This window comes from Flagellimonas olearia (assembly GCF_009184425.1).
GTDB lineage: Bacteria > Bacteroidota > Bacteroidia > Flavobacteriales > Flavobacteriaceae > Flagellimonas > Flagellimonas olearia.
This window is the reverse complement of the sequence record NZ_WELG01000001.1, coordinates 1,503,875-1,518,309: the sequence shown is the minus strand read 5'-3', so window position 1 is coordinate 1,518,309 and position 14,435 is coordinate 1,503,875. Positions and strand designations below refer to the sequence as shown.

Below are 14,435 nucleotides of genomic sequence, written 5' to 3'. Positions count from 1 at the left end.
TTTAGTTTGTCGAGTTGTTTTTATAAAGCAATAGCGGGCCATTGTTTTGGGCCACAAGCAGCGTTGAACCATTTAGGAGTTTGGCATCCCGTACCTGTCCGGTGATGTTCATGCCGGTCTTGGACTGTTCCACTGTGGTGAAATGACCGTTTCCGTCATTGGTGAGTACAAGTCCATGGTTGGCATCATACCTGCCGAATTTGACCCTGGTTTCAAAGAAATTACCAAATAACATCAGGTCGGTATCACCATCACCTTCCACATCAAAAGGGACTATGGCATAAATTGGAGCGAACTGTGCTTCAATAGGCAGTGGTTCAAAGCTGAAGCCATTGCCATTGTTCCTTAAAATGGATGTTTTAAAGGTGTGGGCCTCAAATTTTTGTGCCCGGGCCAAGTTGTCCTCGCCCAAAACCTCAGAAACGGTCTGGGAGGCATAGTCAGCAAAATTGACATATTTGCTCTTAAGGTAGGCCAATTGGGAGCCAATATCGTCCTTGGAATAAACAGGATGGTTCTTTCCACCCAGATAACAGCAAAGAATGGGGTCCAAAGAGCCGTTGTCGTCAAAATCATCCGCATAAAGGGTAACAGGCTCCGTATCACTGGCTTTCAATTGGGAATTTTGACCAAAATTGCCCAGTGCATAGTCCATATCGCCATCATTGTCGATGTCAATGGGAGTGATGCTGTTCCACCAGCCATCAGAGTTTTGCAGCCCTTCAGGGGTTTCCGGTACAAGTTTTCCATTTTTGTTGGCTAGGAAGATTACCGGGGTGAACTCCCCAACTGCAATAAGGTCCAAACTTCCGTCAGCATTGAAATCCGTGAACACAGCATCGTTGATCATTCCCAAATTGGAATTTTCCCCAAGAATGGCATCGGTGCCATCGGAGAAGTTTCCTTTTCCATCGTTCAAAAGAATCTGACTTTTGGGAGCCAGTGGGTATCGTCCGGGTTCCAAGCGACCACCAATAAAGAGGTCTTGGTCCCCATCTCCATCCACATCGCCCACAACGGCACATGATCCACTAAAGCTCAATTTGGGAAGAAGTGTGCTCTGGTTTTCAAATCGGCCATTGCCTAGATTGATGTAAAGTCTATCTGTATAATTGCCAGGGAGGGTATCGTATTCATTTCCGCCGCTTACCACATAGAGATCGGGTAGCGAATCACCATTGGCATCGAAGAAAACGGCCCCAATGTCCTCAAACTTGCTGTCACCTTCAAAAACTGCTTCATTTTTGGAAAGGTAGCTGCCGTTGGGTGTCTGAATGAACAATGCACCGGCCTGGTCTTTTGCGCCACCAATGTAAATGTCCTCCAAACCGTCGCCATTGACGTCCTGAACGGCCAATTTAGGGCCTTGGGTGGAGAGCATGTGGGGGAGGAGCACCTCCCTTTCAAAATCAATGTATTTATTTTCCTTGTGGTTGAAGGCAACCAGGCTATCCTGTGTAATTTCGGTAAATAGGGTTGCTATCTCTTCAACGGTATTTTCTTGTACCGTTGCCTCAGTTTGATCTAAATGCAGCGTTTGGTTTACGGCAAGGTTATTTTTTTGGGTGATGCTACCATCGGGCCAGATAACCTTAAGCTCAGCAATGGTATCTATGGTTCCAAGTCCAAAAATTATGGATGGGTCCACAGAGGATTGGAACCCTCTTGAGGTATACAGCTCATGTTGCAGATTTAAGGTGTCTGCTTTAAGGATTACCTTGGAGCCAATGGCCAAGGTGTTTTTGCCTTTTCCTTTTAATTGTACCTTGAGATGGTTGTTCTGTGTGACTTTTTCCGTGTTGTTACGGTAGATAAAGGCCTCTTCATCCATATTGTTTACCACAAGATCATAATCCCCATCATTGTCCAAGTCAACATAGGCGGCCCCACTGGAGAGTGATTTTCCTCCCAGGCCCCAGGCTGTGGTCTCTTTTTCAAATTGGAGATGCCCAAGGTTCTTGTAGGCATAATTTTCCTCAATGGAGGATGGTATTTCTTGTAGTAGGTCCTTTATGGCCATATCCACGCCGGAATCCATTTCTTCCAGACGTTTTTGCACGGCAAAGTTCATAAAGTCCATATTGGTATAATCCCGTTTAAGACCATTGGTGACAAAAAGGTCGGTAAGGCCATCATTGTCAAAGTCGGTGAGTAGGGGAGCCCAGCTCCAATCTGTGGCATGGATTCCGGAAAGTTGTCCTACTTCGGAGAAAGAGTTGCCATTGTTTATATGCAGCATATTGCGCATATATTGGTGGTGGAAATCGGATTCCACCAGAAACTCGTATTTGTCATAGTTGTCCGGTCCTGAGACCATTTTTTGCCTAAAGTTTCCTTCGGGCAACATATCAAGGGTCACGATGTCCAGTTTGCCATCCCCGTTGATGTCGGCCACATCTGAACCCATTGAGAAATAGGAGGTGTGGCCCATATATTTTTTTAGGCTTTCGGTAAAAGTACCGTCGCCATTGTTGAGATATAAAAAATCGTGTTCGTGAAAGTCATTGGAAATGTACATGTCTGGCCAATCATCATTGTTGATGTCGCCTATGGACACGCTCAAACCAAATCCCAACACGCTGGAAATGATTCCAGCTTCGGAACTGATGTCGGTGAATTTTCCGTTGTCGTTCCGGTATAGGCGGTCTGCGTATTCAGGAATGTATTTGGACCGCTGTTCCTTGGAGGTATTTCTAAAACTTGAATAGGGTTGTACGGAATGGTTGAGTACAAACACATCAAGGTCGCCATCTCTGTCATAATCAAAGAAATTGGCTTCTGTGGAGTATCCCATGTCGTCCAAGCCATACTCAGTGGCTTTTTCGGTAAAGGTGAGGTCTCCGTTGTTGATGAACAATAGGTTTTTTCTTTTTGAAGCGTCTTTTGCTGCGGAGCGGCAAACATAAATGTCCACTAATCCGTCACCGTTCACATCGGCCATGGATGTACCGGTATTCCAAAGTCCTTCTGCAAAAACGCCTGCTTTTTCAGCGATTTCCTCGAATTCAAAGTTGCCTTTGTTCACATATAATCTACTACCCACCATACTTCCGGTGAAGTAGAGATCCATCAATCCGTCATTATTAATGTCGCCTACTGCCACACCACCACCATTATAGATATAGCCATAGGTGAGGATATTGAGATCATCGGTTTCCATGACCAGGTTTTTAAACTTGATACCTGTATCGGCAGAAGACATTTTAGAAAACAATTGGGCAGGGTTATCCTTTAGGCATGAGGTAAGTGCCAAGGCACCTATCACACCAATGATATACGTAAAGCGCATTTTTCGAGGGATTGAGATGAAATTAGGTTGCAATTAAAAAGAAAAAACCTGTGGGGAATCCCACAGGTTTTTTTTGGGTTTTCCCATTTATTTAGAAGTTGGGACCTCCGGTATCCCACCATAGGCGGGTATTGAGTTCATCCGGACCTCCAAGTTTGGAGGTTGCGTCCGCAACACCTGCGGGATTGTTTTCACGTTCGTCGTTAACAAAAGGCATCCTTTTGATAAACTCGCCAGAAGGAACAACACCCCAGTCAGCATTACTGCTGTTCTGATAAACTGGTGGCAGTTTAGGATATCCTGTACGTCTAAAGTCTACCCAAGCCTCCATCTCGTTGGTATAGGCTGCTATCCATTTCTGGGTGATGATCTTTTCCAGTTTAACTTCATCCGAAGCAACTTCATCCCATGCAACCGTAGTTGTGATTTGGTTGGTGAAATCGTTGATTGGATCTGGATAAACAGGATCATCATAATCAATAGGCAAGCTGCTATCATCATCAAGATAAGCATCTGCACCTGCTGCACCCCAAAGTTCAAAGGAAGCTTTGACCCCATTTTCATAGTTGGTCTGTGCATCACCTGCACCAGCCCAACCACGTAGGGCGGCCTCTGCTTTTATAAAGAATACCTCATCGGCACTAAGTACTTTTCTAGAGGTAACTTTAGATGGTTCATTGAAATCCTTATGAATTTTGGAAAAAGGCGTATGGTCATCCTTGGCTATAAGTTCAGCTCCATTTCGAATGCCTTTATATGGCATATCTGGGTGAGCGGCAATTAATTGATCACGTAAAGTTGTGGCAGCTTCTACAGAAATTGCATAGTCTTCAACTAGGTCAGCAACGGAGATAGGACGGAAAAAACTATGTATCCTATTATCTTGGTAACCTATTAAAATGGATTCCATGGTGGCACTCATACGGGTATCATTCCACTCATAACAAATTTGGGCAGGGTGAAACTTGTTTCCGTACAAGGAAATATTCATGTTATCTGCATTCGTTTCAATCAAGCCTACTGGATCGGCCAAAGCCTTTTCTCCTTGGGTCTTAGCCAAAGCAGGATCTGCTTTGGAGATACGCATGGCCAAACGCAAACGCAATGAATTGGCAAACTTGGCCCATTGGGACACACTGCCTTCATACGTGGCGTCAAAGGCCGCAAGACCAGTATAGTCCATATTGGCACTGAACTCAGCAATGATTCGATCCAAATCACTGAAAAATGCATTGTACAACTCAGGCTCACTATCATACACTCCAGGACCATCATTACCATATTGCGTATAGATTACTGGACCATAATATGTGGTAACCCTTGACATGGACAGAATCCTGATCAAGTTGGCCCATTCTACGAACACTGTATATCCGTCTTCTTCTGCAATTTCGATAACCTGTTTGGCCGGAGCCATGATATCCCTATACTCACGTCCCCAATAACCGTTCCATCGGATGTAATAGGTAGTGTTGTTGACGTTACCCGTAAAAACAGAAGGTTGCGCCAAATGTTGTGCATATGAAACATTGGTCAAGTTGTGATCGATCTGATTTCCGAAAATAGAGTTAAGCATTGACGGAAAGAAAGCCCCAACATGGTTAAAGTCCTGTTTTAGCGATTCATTGGATATCTCGTAAGGGTTTGTGTTCGTTTCCTCAAAATTTTCGGTACATGAACTAAAAGCCGCTACCAGAGTTAATAGATATAAAAACTTTTTCATACTGTATTTTTTAGAAAGTTAGTTTTAGGTTAAACCCATAGGTTCCTGTGGATGGCAAGTTAAAGTTATCCAAACCTTGTGAAGCTCTACCCGTGTTCATCGCCAATTCAGGGTCAAATGGGGCATCTTTGTAGAAAAAGAACAGATTGTTTCCTATGAATGACAAACTAGCTGCTTTGATAGGTAAACTTGAATTCGACAAATCAAAGTTGTATCCAACGGAAAGCTGGCTCAATTTAATGTTGGTACGATCGTATACGTACGCCTCACCAACACCGTTCCTATCACCTATAGCTCTGTACCAAGTTTCAGGATTGACACTTGTAATAGCCGTTCCAGAATCCTCATCAAAACCATTTACGGTCACCGATCCAGCATCACGAGCGTCTGCAGTCACTTTGGAAGCTCCATAACCATCCAACATGGATTGGGTCTGGCTAAATACTTTTCCGCCGAATTTGGCATTGATCAAAGCTCCAAAAGTGAAGCGCTTGAACGAAATGCTATTGTTCCAACCCAAGCTAAACTTAGGATCCAAGTTACCAATAAGTTCAGGAAGGTCTGTCTTTCTTGGAGCACCATTGCTAAATAAGATACGGCCTTGATCGTCCCTTAAGAACTTGTAAACATATAGGTCGTTGTATCTACCACCTTCAACAAGTCTGGAAAAGTACCCTTCAGAAGAACCTAAGTTGAAGATTCTCTCATCATCCGGTCCTATATCAACCACCTCGTTCTTGTTGGAAGTGAAGTTCAATGAAGAGTTCCACTCCAAATCTTGTGTTTGGATTGGGGTTGTGTTCAAAGTAATCTCAACCCCGCTGTTTTTGATCTCACCTGCATTGATATATTCAGTAGTATATCCTCCTTCACCTGAAACTGTTGGCACCTCGAGGTATTGGTCTGTACTAGTGATGGAGTAATAGGTGAAATCCAACCCAAGTCTGTTGTTGAACAATCTCAGGTCAAATCCTGCTTCAGCACTGGTAATGATTTCTGGATCGGCATCATAGAATGGTTTTACAGTATTCCTGTCCACACCACCATTGGCGGCAATGCTATTCTGAGGGTTGATCCTGTTGTAAGGTACCTCATTGCCCACTTGGGTCCATGATCCTCTTAGTTTAAAAAAGCTAATGGCTTGTGGCATAGTGAACATCTCATTTAATAGAGCAGTAACACCAACAGATGGGTAGAAGTAAGAATCGTTACCGGTAAGCGCCAAGGTAGAGGCCCAGTCGTTACGTCCGGATAGATCCAAGAACAACATTTCTTTGTAGCCAAACTGTGCGTTCAAGAAAACTCCTTCTTTGATTGCTCTTGAGCCAATAGTGGAAACTACAGGTACGTTGGTGGGCAAGTTATCAAAGAAGTACTCATTTGGGTAAAGAAGCCCTAAAGTTCCTGTTCCGTTTCCATCTGGACCAACAGCAACACCAACACCATAATTGGTCTCCTGGTGGCTGGCACCTAAAGAAGCATTGAAACTAAGATCACTACTCAAATCAGTGTTGTAGTTCAAGATAACATCGGTATAAAGCAATTTATCTTCATATTTCTGATAGTTCCAAGCACCTTTTGGATGCACGTTGGTAGAGTTGGACGTTGCCGCATGTCTTTGTTCTTTCAATACAGTGGCGTAATCATAGTTGGCCCTTGCTTGAATGTTAAGGTTGTCAGCAATGTCATAGCTCAGGGTAAGGTTACCAATGAAACGGTCTCTCTTATCCATCTGAGGCTGCTTGTTGATGATCCAATAGGGATTGGATTGGTGGTGATCCGAAACAAACCAGCTTTGTCTCATTAAGTTTCTGGTAGGGTCAAAAAACTCATAATTTTCTTTGAATGCGCTGAAATTACGGTTTCTTGGGAAAAAGTAAATTCCTGTAAGCGGGTTCAGGTAATACCCTGAAGGCAGTCTGTTGTGGCTGCTTTCAAAAGCTCCAATAACGTTTGAAGTAATAGTAAGCTTGTCATCAAACAATTTTGTGGATTGCTTGAAAGTAAAGTTATTCTTCAAGTACTTGTTCTTAGGAGTAATCCCTGAAGCACTGATGTTACCATAAGAGAAATACGCTTGGGTCTTTTCTGTACCACCACTTACACTTACAGAGTTGAAGAAGTTGTGTCCAGTTTGGAAAAAGTCCTCAACATAATCACTTTCATAGTTGCCAGGAGTAGTATCCCAGTTTTCTTTGGCCGTACCCACGGCACCATACTTAAATTGTAGTTCGGGCAATTCCAAATAGTGCTCAAAGGTATAGCTACTGTTAACGGTAACTGTAGTTTTTCCTTCTGCACCACTTTTGGTAGTGATCAATACAACACCATTGGCACCTTGGCTACCATAAAGTACGGCGGCATTGGCACCTCTAAGGATACTGATACTTTCAATATCATCAGGGTTCAAAGCGGAAAGTCCATCACCACCGTCAGTACCACCCCACATACCTGGCTGGCCTCCTTTGTTGTTGGCCATTGGAATACCATCGATTACGAATAGGGGAGAACTATCTCCACTAAGGGATTTGTTACCCCTAAGCAAAATTTTGGTGGATCCACCGGCACCTGAACTACTTTTCTTGATTTCAACACCTGCGGTCTTACCGGAAAGTGCGTTCATGAAGTTGGGATCCCTTGTTTTGGTCAACTCATCAGACTTTACAGTCTGTTGGGCGTACGTTAGGGTTTTTTCCTGTCTTTTGATACCCAATGCGGTAACAACCACCTCGTCCAATTGGCTGGCGTCTTCCTGCATTACAATATCGATTGAGTTGGAGGCACCTACAGTGATACTTTGGGACAACATTCCCAAATAGGAATATACCAAGACTTCCCCTTGGGAAACCTCAATGGTATAGTTTCCATCAAAATCAGTTTGGGTACCGTTGGTAGTTCCTTGCACCAAGATGCTCACCCCAGGCAAGGGCATACCATCTGAAGCGGCAGTAACAGTACCTGTCACTGTTTTTTGAACCACCTCTTTTTCCACAATTACAGGAGTTTCCTTCTTAGGTCTTGGGCTAACAGCAATAGTGCTGTTGGTCCTTTTAAAATTAAGGGCGGCCTCCCGGCTTATTTGTTCCAACAGGTCATAAACAGAGTATGAACCTGAGGTAATGACGAGTTTTGCCTTTCTGTTGACATCTCTTTCGTCATAATTGAACTTGAAAGCCGATTGACTCTCAATTTCTTCAAAGACATCCAATACATCCACTTGCTTAGCGGAATTCCACTGGAGGTAAATGTCTTTCAAGCTTTGTGTATACCCCTCATTGGCCATTGCAAAATAGCAAAATACTAGTTGCAAAATAAAGATTCTTGAGAGCACAGCGATCGTTTTAGTTAGTTTAAATTTCATACTTTTACGTCGGTTTAGTTGATATATTTTTTAATTGAACTTTTGATGATAAGTTTGCCTCCATCGAAAGTGCCATTTTCTTTGGAGCAAACTTATTTTTACGTCGAGTTTTTCATTCCCATAGATTTAAAGTTTAAAGGTTTCAGTTATTAAAATTGATTGTTATTTTTCTTGAGTCTTTCTTGTCCATTTTAAAGGAAAAGCGCTCAGCATAAGCCATTTGTTCCAATACGCTTTCCAAACTTTCCGCCGGAAATTTTCCAGTATACGTAATGGCCCTGTTCAGGTTCCGTACGGAAATGTCCACATCGTACCAATTTTCCAAGGTTTCCTTGACCTCCTTGAAGCTTGCTGCCTTAAATACCAATATCCTCTTGGTCCACTGATAAAAATCCATATCGGGATAAGAGGATATGTCCAATTTACCGTCATGGGTATCATAAGTTGCCTTGCCTCCAAGGTCTTCAATGACTTTTGAGCCCGAATCGTCCGATATAACGGGGGACACCAAAATTTTTCCGGTAACCAGTCCAACTTCAACTTTTTCTCCTTGCGGTGCCCTTATGTTAAAAGACGTCCCCAAAGCTTTGGTCAATAAACCATTGGAGTTGACCACAAAAGGTCTCGAAGGGTCTTTTACCACTTCGAAAAAAGCCTCACCCTCTAAAAAAATCTCCCTTTTGTGAACAAAACTGGAACTGTAGGAAACCCTACTATTATTATTAAGGTATACGGTTGACCCGTCAGGTAATGTGATTCTTGATTTTTGTCCCCGGAAATTTTCCTTTACAATAAGTTTTGCCGGACTGAATGTGGGAACAATCTCCGTGGATGAAGACCATTTCATTCCTATGGTCAGTGCTGCCATGATCAAAGCACAGGCAGCAGCTTGGAATGCCATAAGGGAACTACTTGTTTTCTTTGGTGAAATCTGCGTGTCCCTCTTTGCCAAAATAGACTTAAGGATCTCACCTTGATCAATAAGGTCTATATCTTCTGAAGAACGATATTTGAAAGAAAGGATGATTTCCCTTGCTACCAAGACCGTCCTTTTTTTGCACGGATTGGCAGCCAACCATTTCTTCCAGAAGAAATGGTTGGAAGGATTTGGCTTCAACACCCAGTTTCTAAACTCTGGGTCAGCCATGAAATCTTCCAATTCGTGTTCGTGATAATCCATAAACTTTGGCACTGTATCTATATGACATCAAAAATTCTCAAATGACATCAAAAAAGATTAACTTTTTTTTAAAAAAAAATTCAAGATTCTGTTTTCTACGCAGATATGCTTTTGATTTGTTGAGAATCCAGTATATTTTTTAACAATAAAAAGGGATGTGGTGCGTAGAATGTCGAAACTGATTTTTCGGTTGATTGTGGAATTATTTGGGGACCAGTATATTGGCATTAACTAAAGTTTTTGAAAGTGCTGGGCAAGGTTTTGAAACAAGATTGACTATTGTTGTTTTACTGGAGCCTCAGCATATTTTTTTAACTCGGAAAGTGATCGGTACATCAAATTCCTCACGGCCCTTACACTGGAAAAGCCCATAACCTCTTTAATTTGGGAATACGAAAGCCCATTGTAATAGAAGTAATAAATTACCTCACGTTGTCTTTGGGTCAGTTTGTTCAGGGATTTTTGTATTAAAGTTACCTGTTCTGTATGAAACTGCTTGTTTACAAGTAAGCTTTCATGGGATGGGGTGACCAAAAAGCCGAAAGATTCATTGGCCAGGTCAAAGTCCATCTTTTTATTTTTCTTCTTTTGCTTCTTTTGCTCGGTAATGATTTTGTTTCGGTAGCATTTAATTAGAAAAGCCTTTACGGATATTACCTTGTGTAGATCATGTCTCTTTTTTCTAATGGAAATGAAAGTTTCTTGAAGACAATCCTTAAGGAGGTCGGTGTCTCCTGAAAATTGCCTGCCTAAATTATAGAGAGACTGAAAATAGTGGTTGTATATCTTAACAAAAGCAGACTCGCTGCCGTCACAAAACAGCTTCCATTCCATGGCACAATCAAAAGACTTCGAAAAATCCTGAGAAGAACTTTTCTTATCATTATAATCGTAACCTTCCGAAATGCTATGTATTAATGACATTATGTTAAGAGGTTGATAATATTTTCCTAATATAGAAAAAAAAACGTAAGTCCTACTTTTTATATGGGATTCATTTTGTGAAATATTTAACAGAGCTTTAATGAGGGTATGGCGAAATGATTCAAGAGCCTTGATTGATAAGGCCTCCGGTAAATGGGAGGCCTTATCCAAGTGAGCAAAATAAATCTTTAGCAGGATGAAGATTTAACTTTTAGACCCGCGGATTGAATGTAATTTCCTACAAATTTCAGGAAAGGTGTAGTTGCATTTTCAGTTTAGAAACAACCTAACGCGGGGACTGCGGAATGGTTTTGCGGAAATTAATGCAATTCCTCGCAAACAAATCCATTTTCCTGGAGGAGGGAAGAGATGGTAAAGGCTCCAATATTTTTGGTTTCGACCCGGAGAATGTTGTCACAATCCTCCAGATCAAAATTCCATTCCCCATTCTTGTTTACCAGCTGATTCAACTTAGGTTTGAGCCTTTTCACCCCTTTTTGGTCAAGAACGGATGTTTTAAACACTAAAACGGTCTTCATATTATATAGGTGTCTTTAGTTCCTTTCCCAAAAAAATGGGGGCTCTATCCCTAAAGACCGCAGGTAAACATATGCTTGTCCACGATGGTGGATTTCATTGTCTATAAAATAGAAGATAGAAGATTGCACGGAACCTTCGTACTGACCAAATAGGACAATGCTTTCCTGAAAGCGTTCCAAAGTGATCTTGTTCCAAAGCTTGGTGATTTCTTCCGTGGAGGCATCCCAGGCTTCCAGAACCTTTGCCTTGCTGTTTCCGTGGTCAAAATGTTCCTGAAGTTCTGTGGTCTTACCTGAAACAATTTCCTGTAGCCCCGGAACGGCAATACCCAAAAGTTCATTCACCATTTCCGAAAATGGACGCATCCCTCCAATGGAGTGCGTAAAGAGTTCTTTTTCTGGAAATGCTTCGATGACCCGGCGCGTGACCCTTCTGTGTCCTTGCCAATGCTCCAATAATTGGGAAGGGGTGATAACTTGTACTGTTTCTTTTTGTTGTTCCATTGTTTTTTCCATGATACATGATTTAGATTTTGATTGTGGAACCAAAGGTAGAAGCCGGGTGTGACAGCCCTTTGTCAACAGCAAAAAACGCCATCAAAAAAAATGGTGCTGACATAGGGTTGTCATATCCCATACAGAATTTTGTAAGCTGTGAAGTTGCGCGCGCTCCATGGAAATCCAGATACGGGCAGCTTCCATAAAATGGATTTTAAAACGAATTAAAATGAAATGGAAATGGTCTCCCGTCCTTGGATTGAAATCCTATCTTTGGGAGATAGCGCATTCAATTATGGGAATGGATACCGTAAAACGTTTTGATAGGATTGTGGCGATCTTGATCCAACTGCAATCCAAGCGTATCGTAAAGGCACAGGAATTGTCCGATCGCTTTGATGTAAGCCTGCGAACCATATATAGGGACATTCGTACCTTGGAGGCATCGGGTGTACCCATTGTCAGCGAAGCAGGGGTGGGCTATTCCATCATGGAAGGGTATCGATTGCCCCCGGTAATGTTCACCCGCGAGGAAGCCGGAAGCTTTGTGGCTGCCGAAAAGCTTATGCAAAAGTTTACCGACAAATCGTTGGGGGCCTATCACGAATCGGCCATGTTCAAGCTTAAATCCGTTTTGCGGGGAAGGGAGAAAGCCTGGGTCGAGGCTTTGGAGTCCCAAGTGTCCATTATGCCTGGCAAGGAACTCTTTAATGAAAAGGTTCCCAACGCTCTAGAGATTCTGTTCGAGAGCATTGCGGAAAAAAAGCAGGTCTTTTTACGATATGGGGCCCTTCAGACAGAAATACCGTCGGAACGGAAGATAGAACCCGTGGGACTTTTCAACGAAAATGAGTTTTGGTACATTTTGGGGTACTGCCATTTGCGGAAGGATTATAGATATTTCCGAACCGACAGAATCCACAGGATTGAGCGAACACCGCTTGATTTTGTATTGGACCACGGCACCTTGGATGAGTACCGTCAAAAGGAAAAGAAACCACCAAAGACAAAGGTCAGGATATTGGTGGATAAAACCGTGGCCAGATACATACAAGGAAGCAGAAAACACTACGGTTTTGTTTCGGAAACCCAAAAGGGAGAGTTTGTGGAGATGACCTTTATGTCCATGGATTTGGAGAACGGTTTTGCCCGATGGTATTTGATGTTCGGGGATTTTGCCAAGATAGTCGAGCCGGAGGCCCTCAAGGAAAGGGTAGTGGAGCTGTTGAGAAAAAGCCAAGAAATGTTGGAGTGACAATCCGTGGTTTCCAAATGAGCAAGAATCGGGTTTTGAAACAAAGTGAAGCCCTATACTTTTGGTTTCAAATCGTATAGTTATGGAAACCCAGGCAGATTACAATTACAAACGAATAGCAAAGGCCATCGATTTTATCAGGGATAACTTCAAGGAGCAGCCCACCTTGAATCAAGTGGCCGAGACCGTGCATTTGAGTCCATACCATTTTCAACGTCTTTTTACGGAATGGGCGGGCGTGAGTCCTAAAAAATTCATGCAGTATATCAGTGTTGAATATGCAAAACAGCTGCTGAAGGAACGACAGGCCACCTTGTTCGATACGGCCCAAGAAACCGGTTTTTCGGGAACCAGTAGACTCCACGACCTGTTCATAAACATTGAGGGGATGACCCCGGGTGAGTTTAAAAATGGAGGCGAGAACCTGACCATCAATTATAGTTTTGCCGAAAGTCCATTTGGCCCTTTATTGGTGGCATCGACCCCCAAAGGAATTTGCCATATGTCCTTTATCCGTGATGAGACCCAGGCATTCGAGGGTTTGAAATCCAGATTTCCAAAGGCCAAGTATCATCAAATGTTGGACAAAAACCAACAGGATGGCCTGTTTATCTTTCAGCATGAATGGGAGAGGTTGGACCAGATAAAACTTCACCTGAACGGTACCCCGTTTCAACTAAAAGTGTGGGAAACACTCCTTAAGATTCCCATGGGAAATCTATCCACCTACGGAGGAATTGCGCAAAGAATTGATCAACCCAAAGCGGCTAGGGCCGTAGGGACGGCCATAGGAAACAATCCCGTTGCCTTTTTGATTCCCTGTCATCGGGTCATCCAATCCTCGGGCCAGCTCGGTGGATACATGTGGGGAACTACCCGAAAGAGTGCCATCATCGGTTGGGAAGCGGCTCAAACGGAGACCTCAAGCTAATTCAAACAGAATCCATTAAAAATGAATGACCTCATATCAAAAATCCATAAAGTGGACTGGTCCCTTGTGGAAGAAAGTCTGCATGCCAAAGGATACGCCTTAGTGCCAAATTTACTCACTCCAAAGGAGTGTGAGGGGTTAAAGGAGCTGTATGGCAATCCTAGTGGTTACAGAAAGACCGTAGTCATGGAACGTTACCGGTTTGGATTGGGGGAGTACAAGTATTTTGATTATCCTTTACCCAAGAACATCCAGACCCTTCGGGAGACCATATACCCTTATCTCGTACCCGTAGCCAACCTTTGGATGAAAGTGTTGAAAATGGAAAAGACGTTTCCCAATGCCCATCAAGAACTGATGGAACAATGCAAGGAACAAAACCAGTTGAAGCCCACTCCCTTGATTTTGAAATATGGTAAAGGAGGCTTCAATACTCTACACCAAGATCTGTATGGAGAAGTTTACTTTCCCTTGCAAGCAGTAGTGTTTTTGAGCAATCCGGGGCAAGATTATGAAGGTGGGGAATTTGTCTTGACCCAGCAAACACCCAGAGCCCAGTCAAAAGCAATGGTCTTGAGACCGAAAAAAGGGGATATGCTTGTGTTCACCACCAATTTTAGGCCCATACAAGGCCAAAAAAGGTACTACAGGGCAACTATGAAGCATGGAGTCAGTGAAGTTTCCCATGGGGAACGCTATACTTTGGGAATCATTTTTCACGATGCAATAAGTTGA

At 42.9% G+C, this 14,435-nt stretch carries 10 protein-coding genes; 3 read left to right on the top strand and 7 right to left on the bottom strand.

From position 1 onward, the window contains the following. Position 1 precedes the first annotated feature (1 nt). From F8C76_RS06570 to F8C76_RS06540, 7 genes are all read right to left on the bottom strand, one after another. On the bottom strand, positions 2-3,289 hold the full coding sequence (locus F8C76_RS06570; RefSeq protein ID WP_152130985.1) for a VCBS repeat-containing protein: 3,288 nt from the start codon (positions 3,287-3,289) through the stop codon (positions 2-4). 91 nt (positions 3,290-3,380) lie between these two features. Further along, complete coding sequence (locus tag F8C76_RS06565; RefSeq protein WP_152130984.1) at positions 3,381-5,012, bottom strand: SusD/RagB family nutrient-binding outer membrane lipoprotein; 1,632 nt, start codon at positions 5,010-5,012, stop codon at positions 3,381-3,383. A gap of 10 nt (positions 5,013-5,022) precedes the next feature. After that, positions 5,023-8,322, bottom strand: a complete 3,300-nt coding sequence (locus F8C76_RS06560; RefSeq protein ID WP_170283988.1) for a SusC/RagA family TonB-linked outer membrane protein — start codon at positions 8,320-8,322, stop codon at positions 5,023-5,025. A 193-nt stretch (positions 8,323-8,515) separates the two neighbouring features. Continuing rightward, the gene (locus F8C76_RS06555; protein WP_152130982.1) at positions 8,516-9,553 is read right to left on the bottom strand and encodes a FecR family protein; all 1,038 of its coding nucleotides are present in this window, start codon (positions 9,551-9,553) and stop codon (positions 8,516-8,518) included. A 276-nt stretch (positions 9,554-9,829) separates the two neighbouring features. Further along, positions 9,830-10,477, bottom strand: a complete 648-nt coding sequence (locus tag F8C76_RS06550) for an RNA polymerase sigma factor (protein WP_152130981.1) — start codon at positions 10,475-10,477, stop codon at positions 9,830-9,832. A gap of 320 nt (positions 10,478-10,797) precedes the next feature. Further along, positions 10,798-11,016 carry a hypothetical protein gene (locus tag F8C76_RS06545; protein ID WP_152130980.1) on the bottom strand — a complete coding sequence of 73 codons (219 nt, stop codon included), beginning with the start codon at positions 11,014-11,016 and terminating at the stop codon, positions 10,798-10,800. A 15-nt stretch (positions 11,017-11,031) separates the two neighbouring features. Next, a complete protein-coding gene (locus F8C76_RS06540; RefSeq protein ID WP_152130979.1) occupies positions 11,032-11,532 on the bottom strand; it encodes a DinB family protein in 501 nt (166 codons plus the stop codon). 277 nt (positions 11,533-11,809) lie between these two features. Here F8C76_RS06540 and F8C76_RS06535 point away from each other — a divergent pair, with 277 nt between their 5' ends. The 3 genes from F8C76_RS06535 to F8C76_RS06525 all read left to right on the top strand — a co-directional run bounded on the left by F8C76_RS06535 (position 11,810) and on the right by F8C76_RS06525 (position 14,435). After that, positions 11,810-12,769: a helix-turn-helix transcriptional regulator gene (locus tag F8C76_RS06535; RefSeq protein WP_249042386.1), complete on the top strand. Its 960-nt coding sequence runs from the start codon at positions 11,810-11,812 to the stop codon at positions 12,767-12,769. 82 nt (positions 12,770-12,851) lie between these two features. Further along, complete coding sequence (locus F8C76_RS06530) at positions 12,852-13,700, top strand: methylated-DNA--[protein]-cysteine S-methyltransferase (protein WP_152130976.1); 849 nt, start codon at positions 12,852-12,854, stop codon at positions 13,698-13,700. A 21-nt stretch (positions 13,701-13,721) separates the two neighbouring features. After that, complete coding sequence (locus tag F8C76_RS06525) at positions 13,722-14,435, top strand: 2OG-Fe(II) oxygenase (protein ID WP_211372122.1); 714 nt, start codon at positions 13,722-13,724, stop codon at positions 14,433-14,435.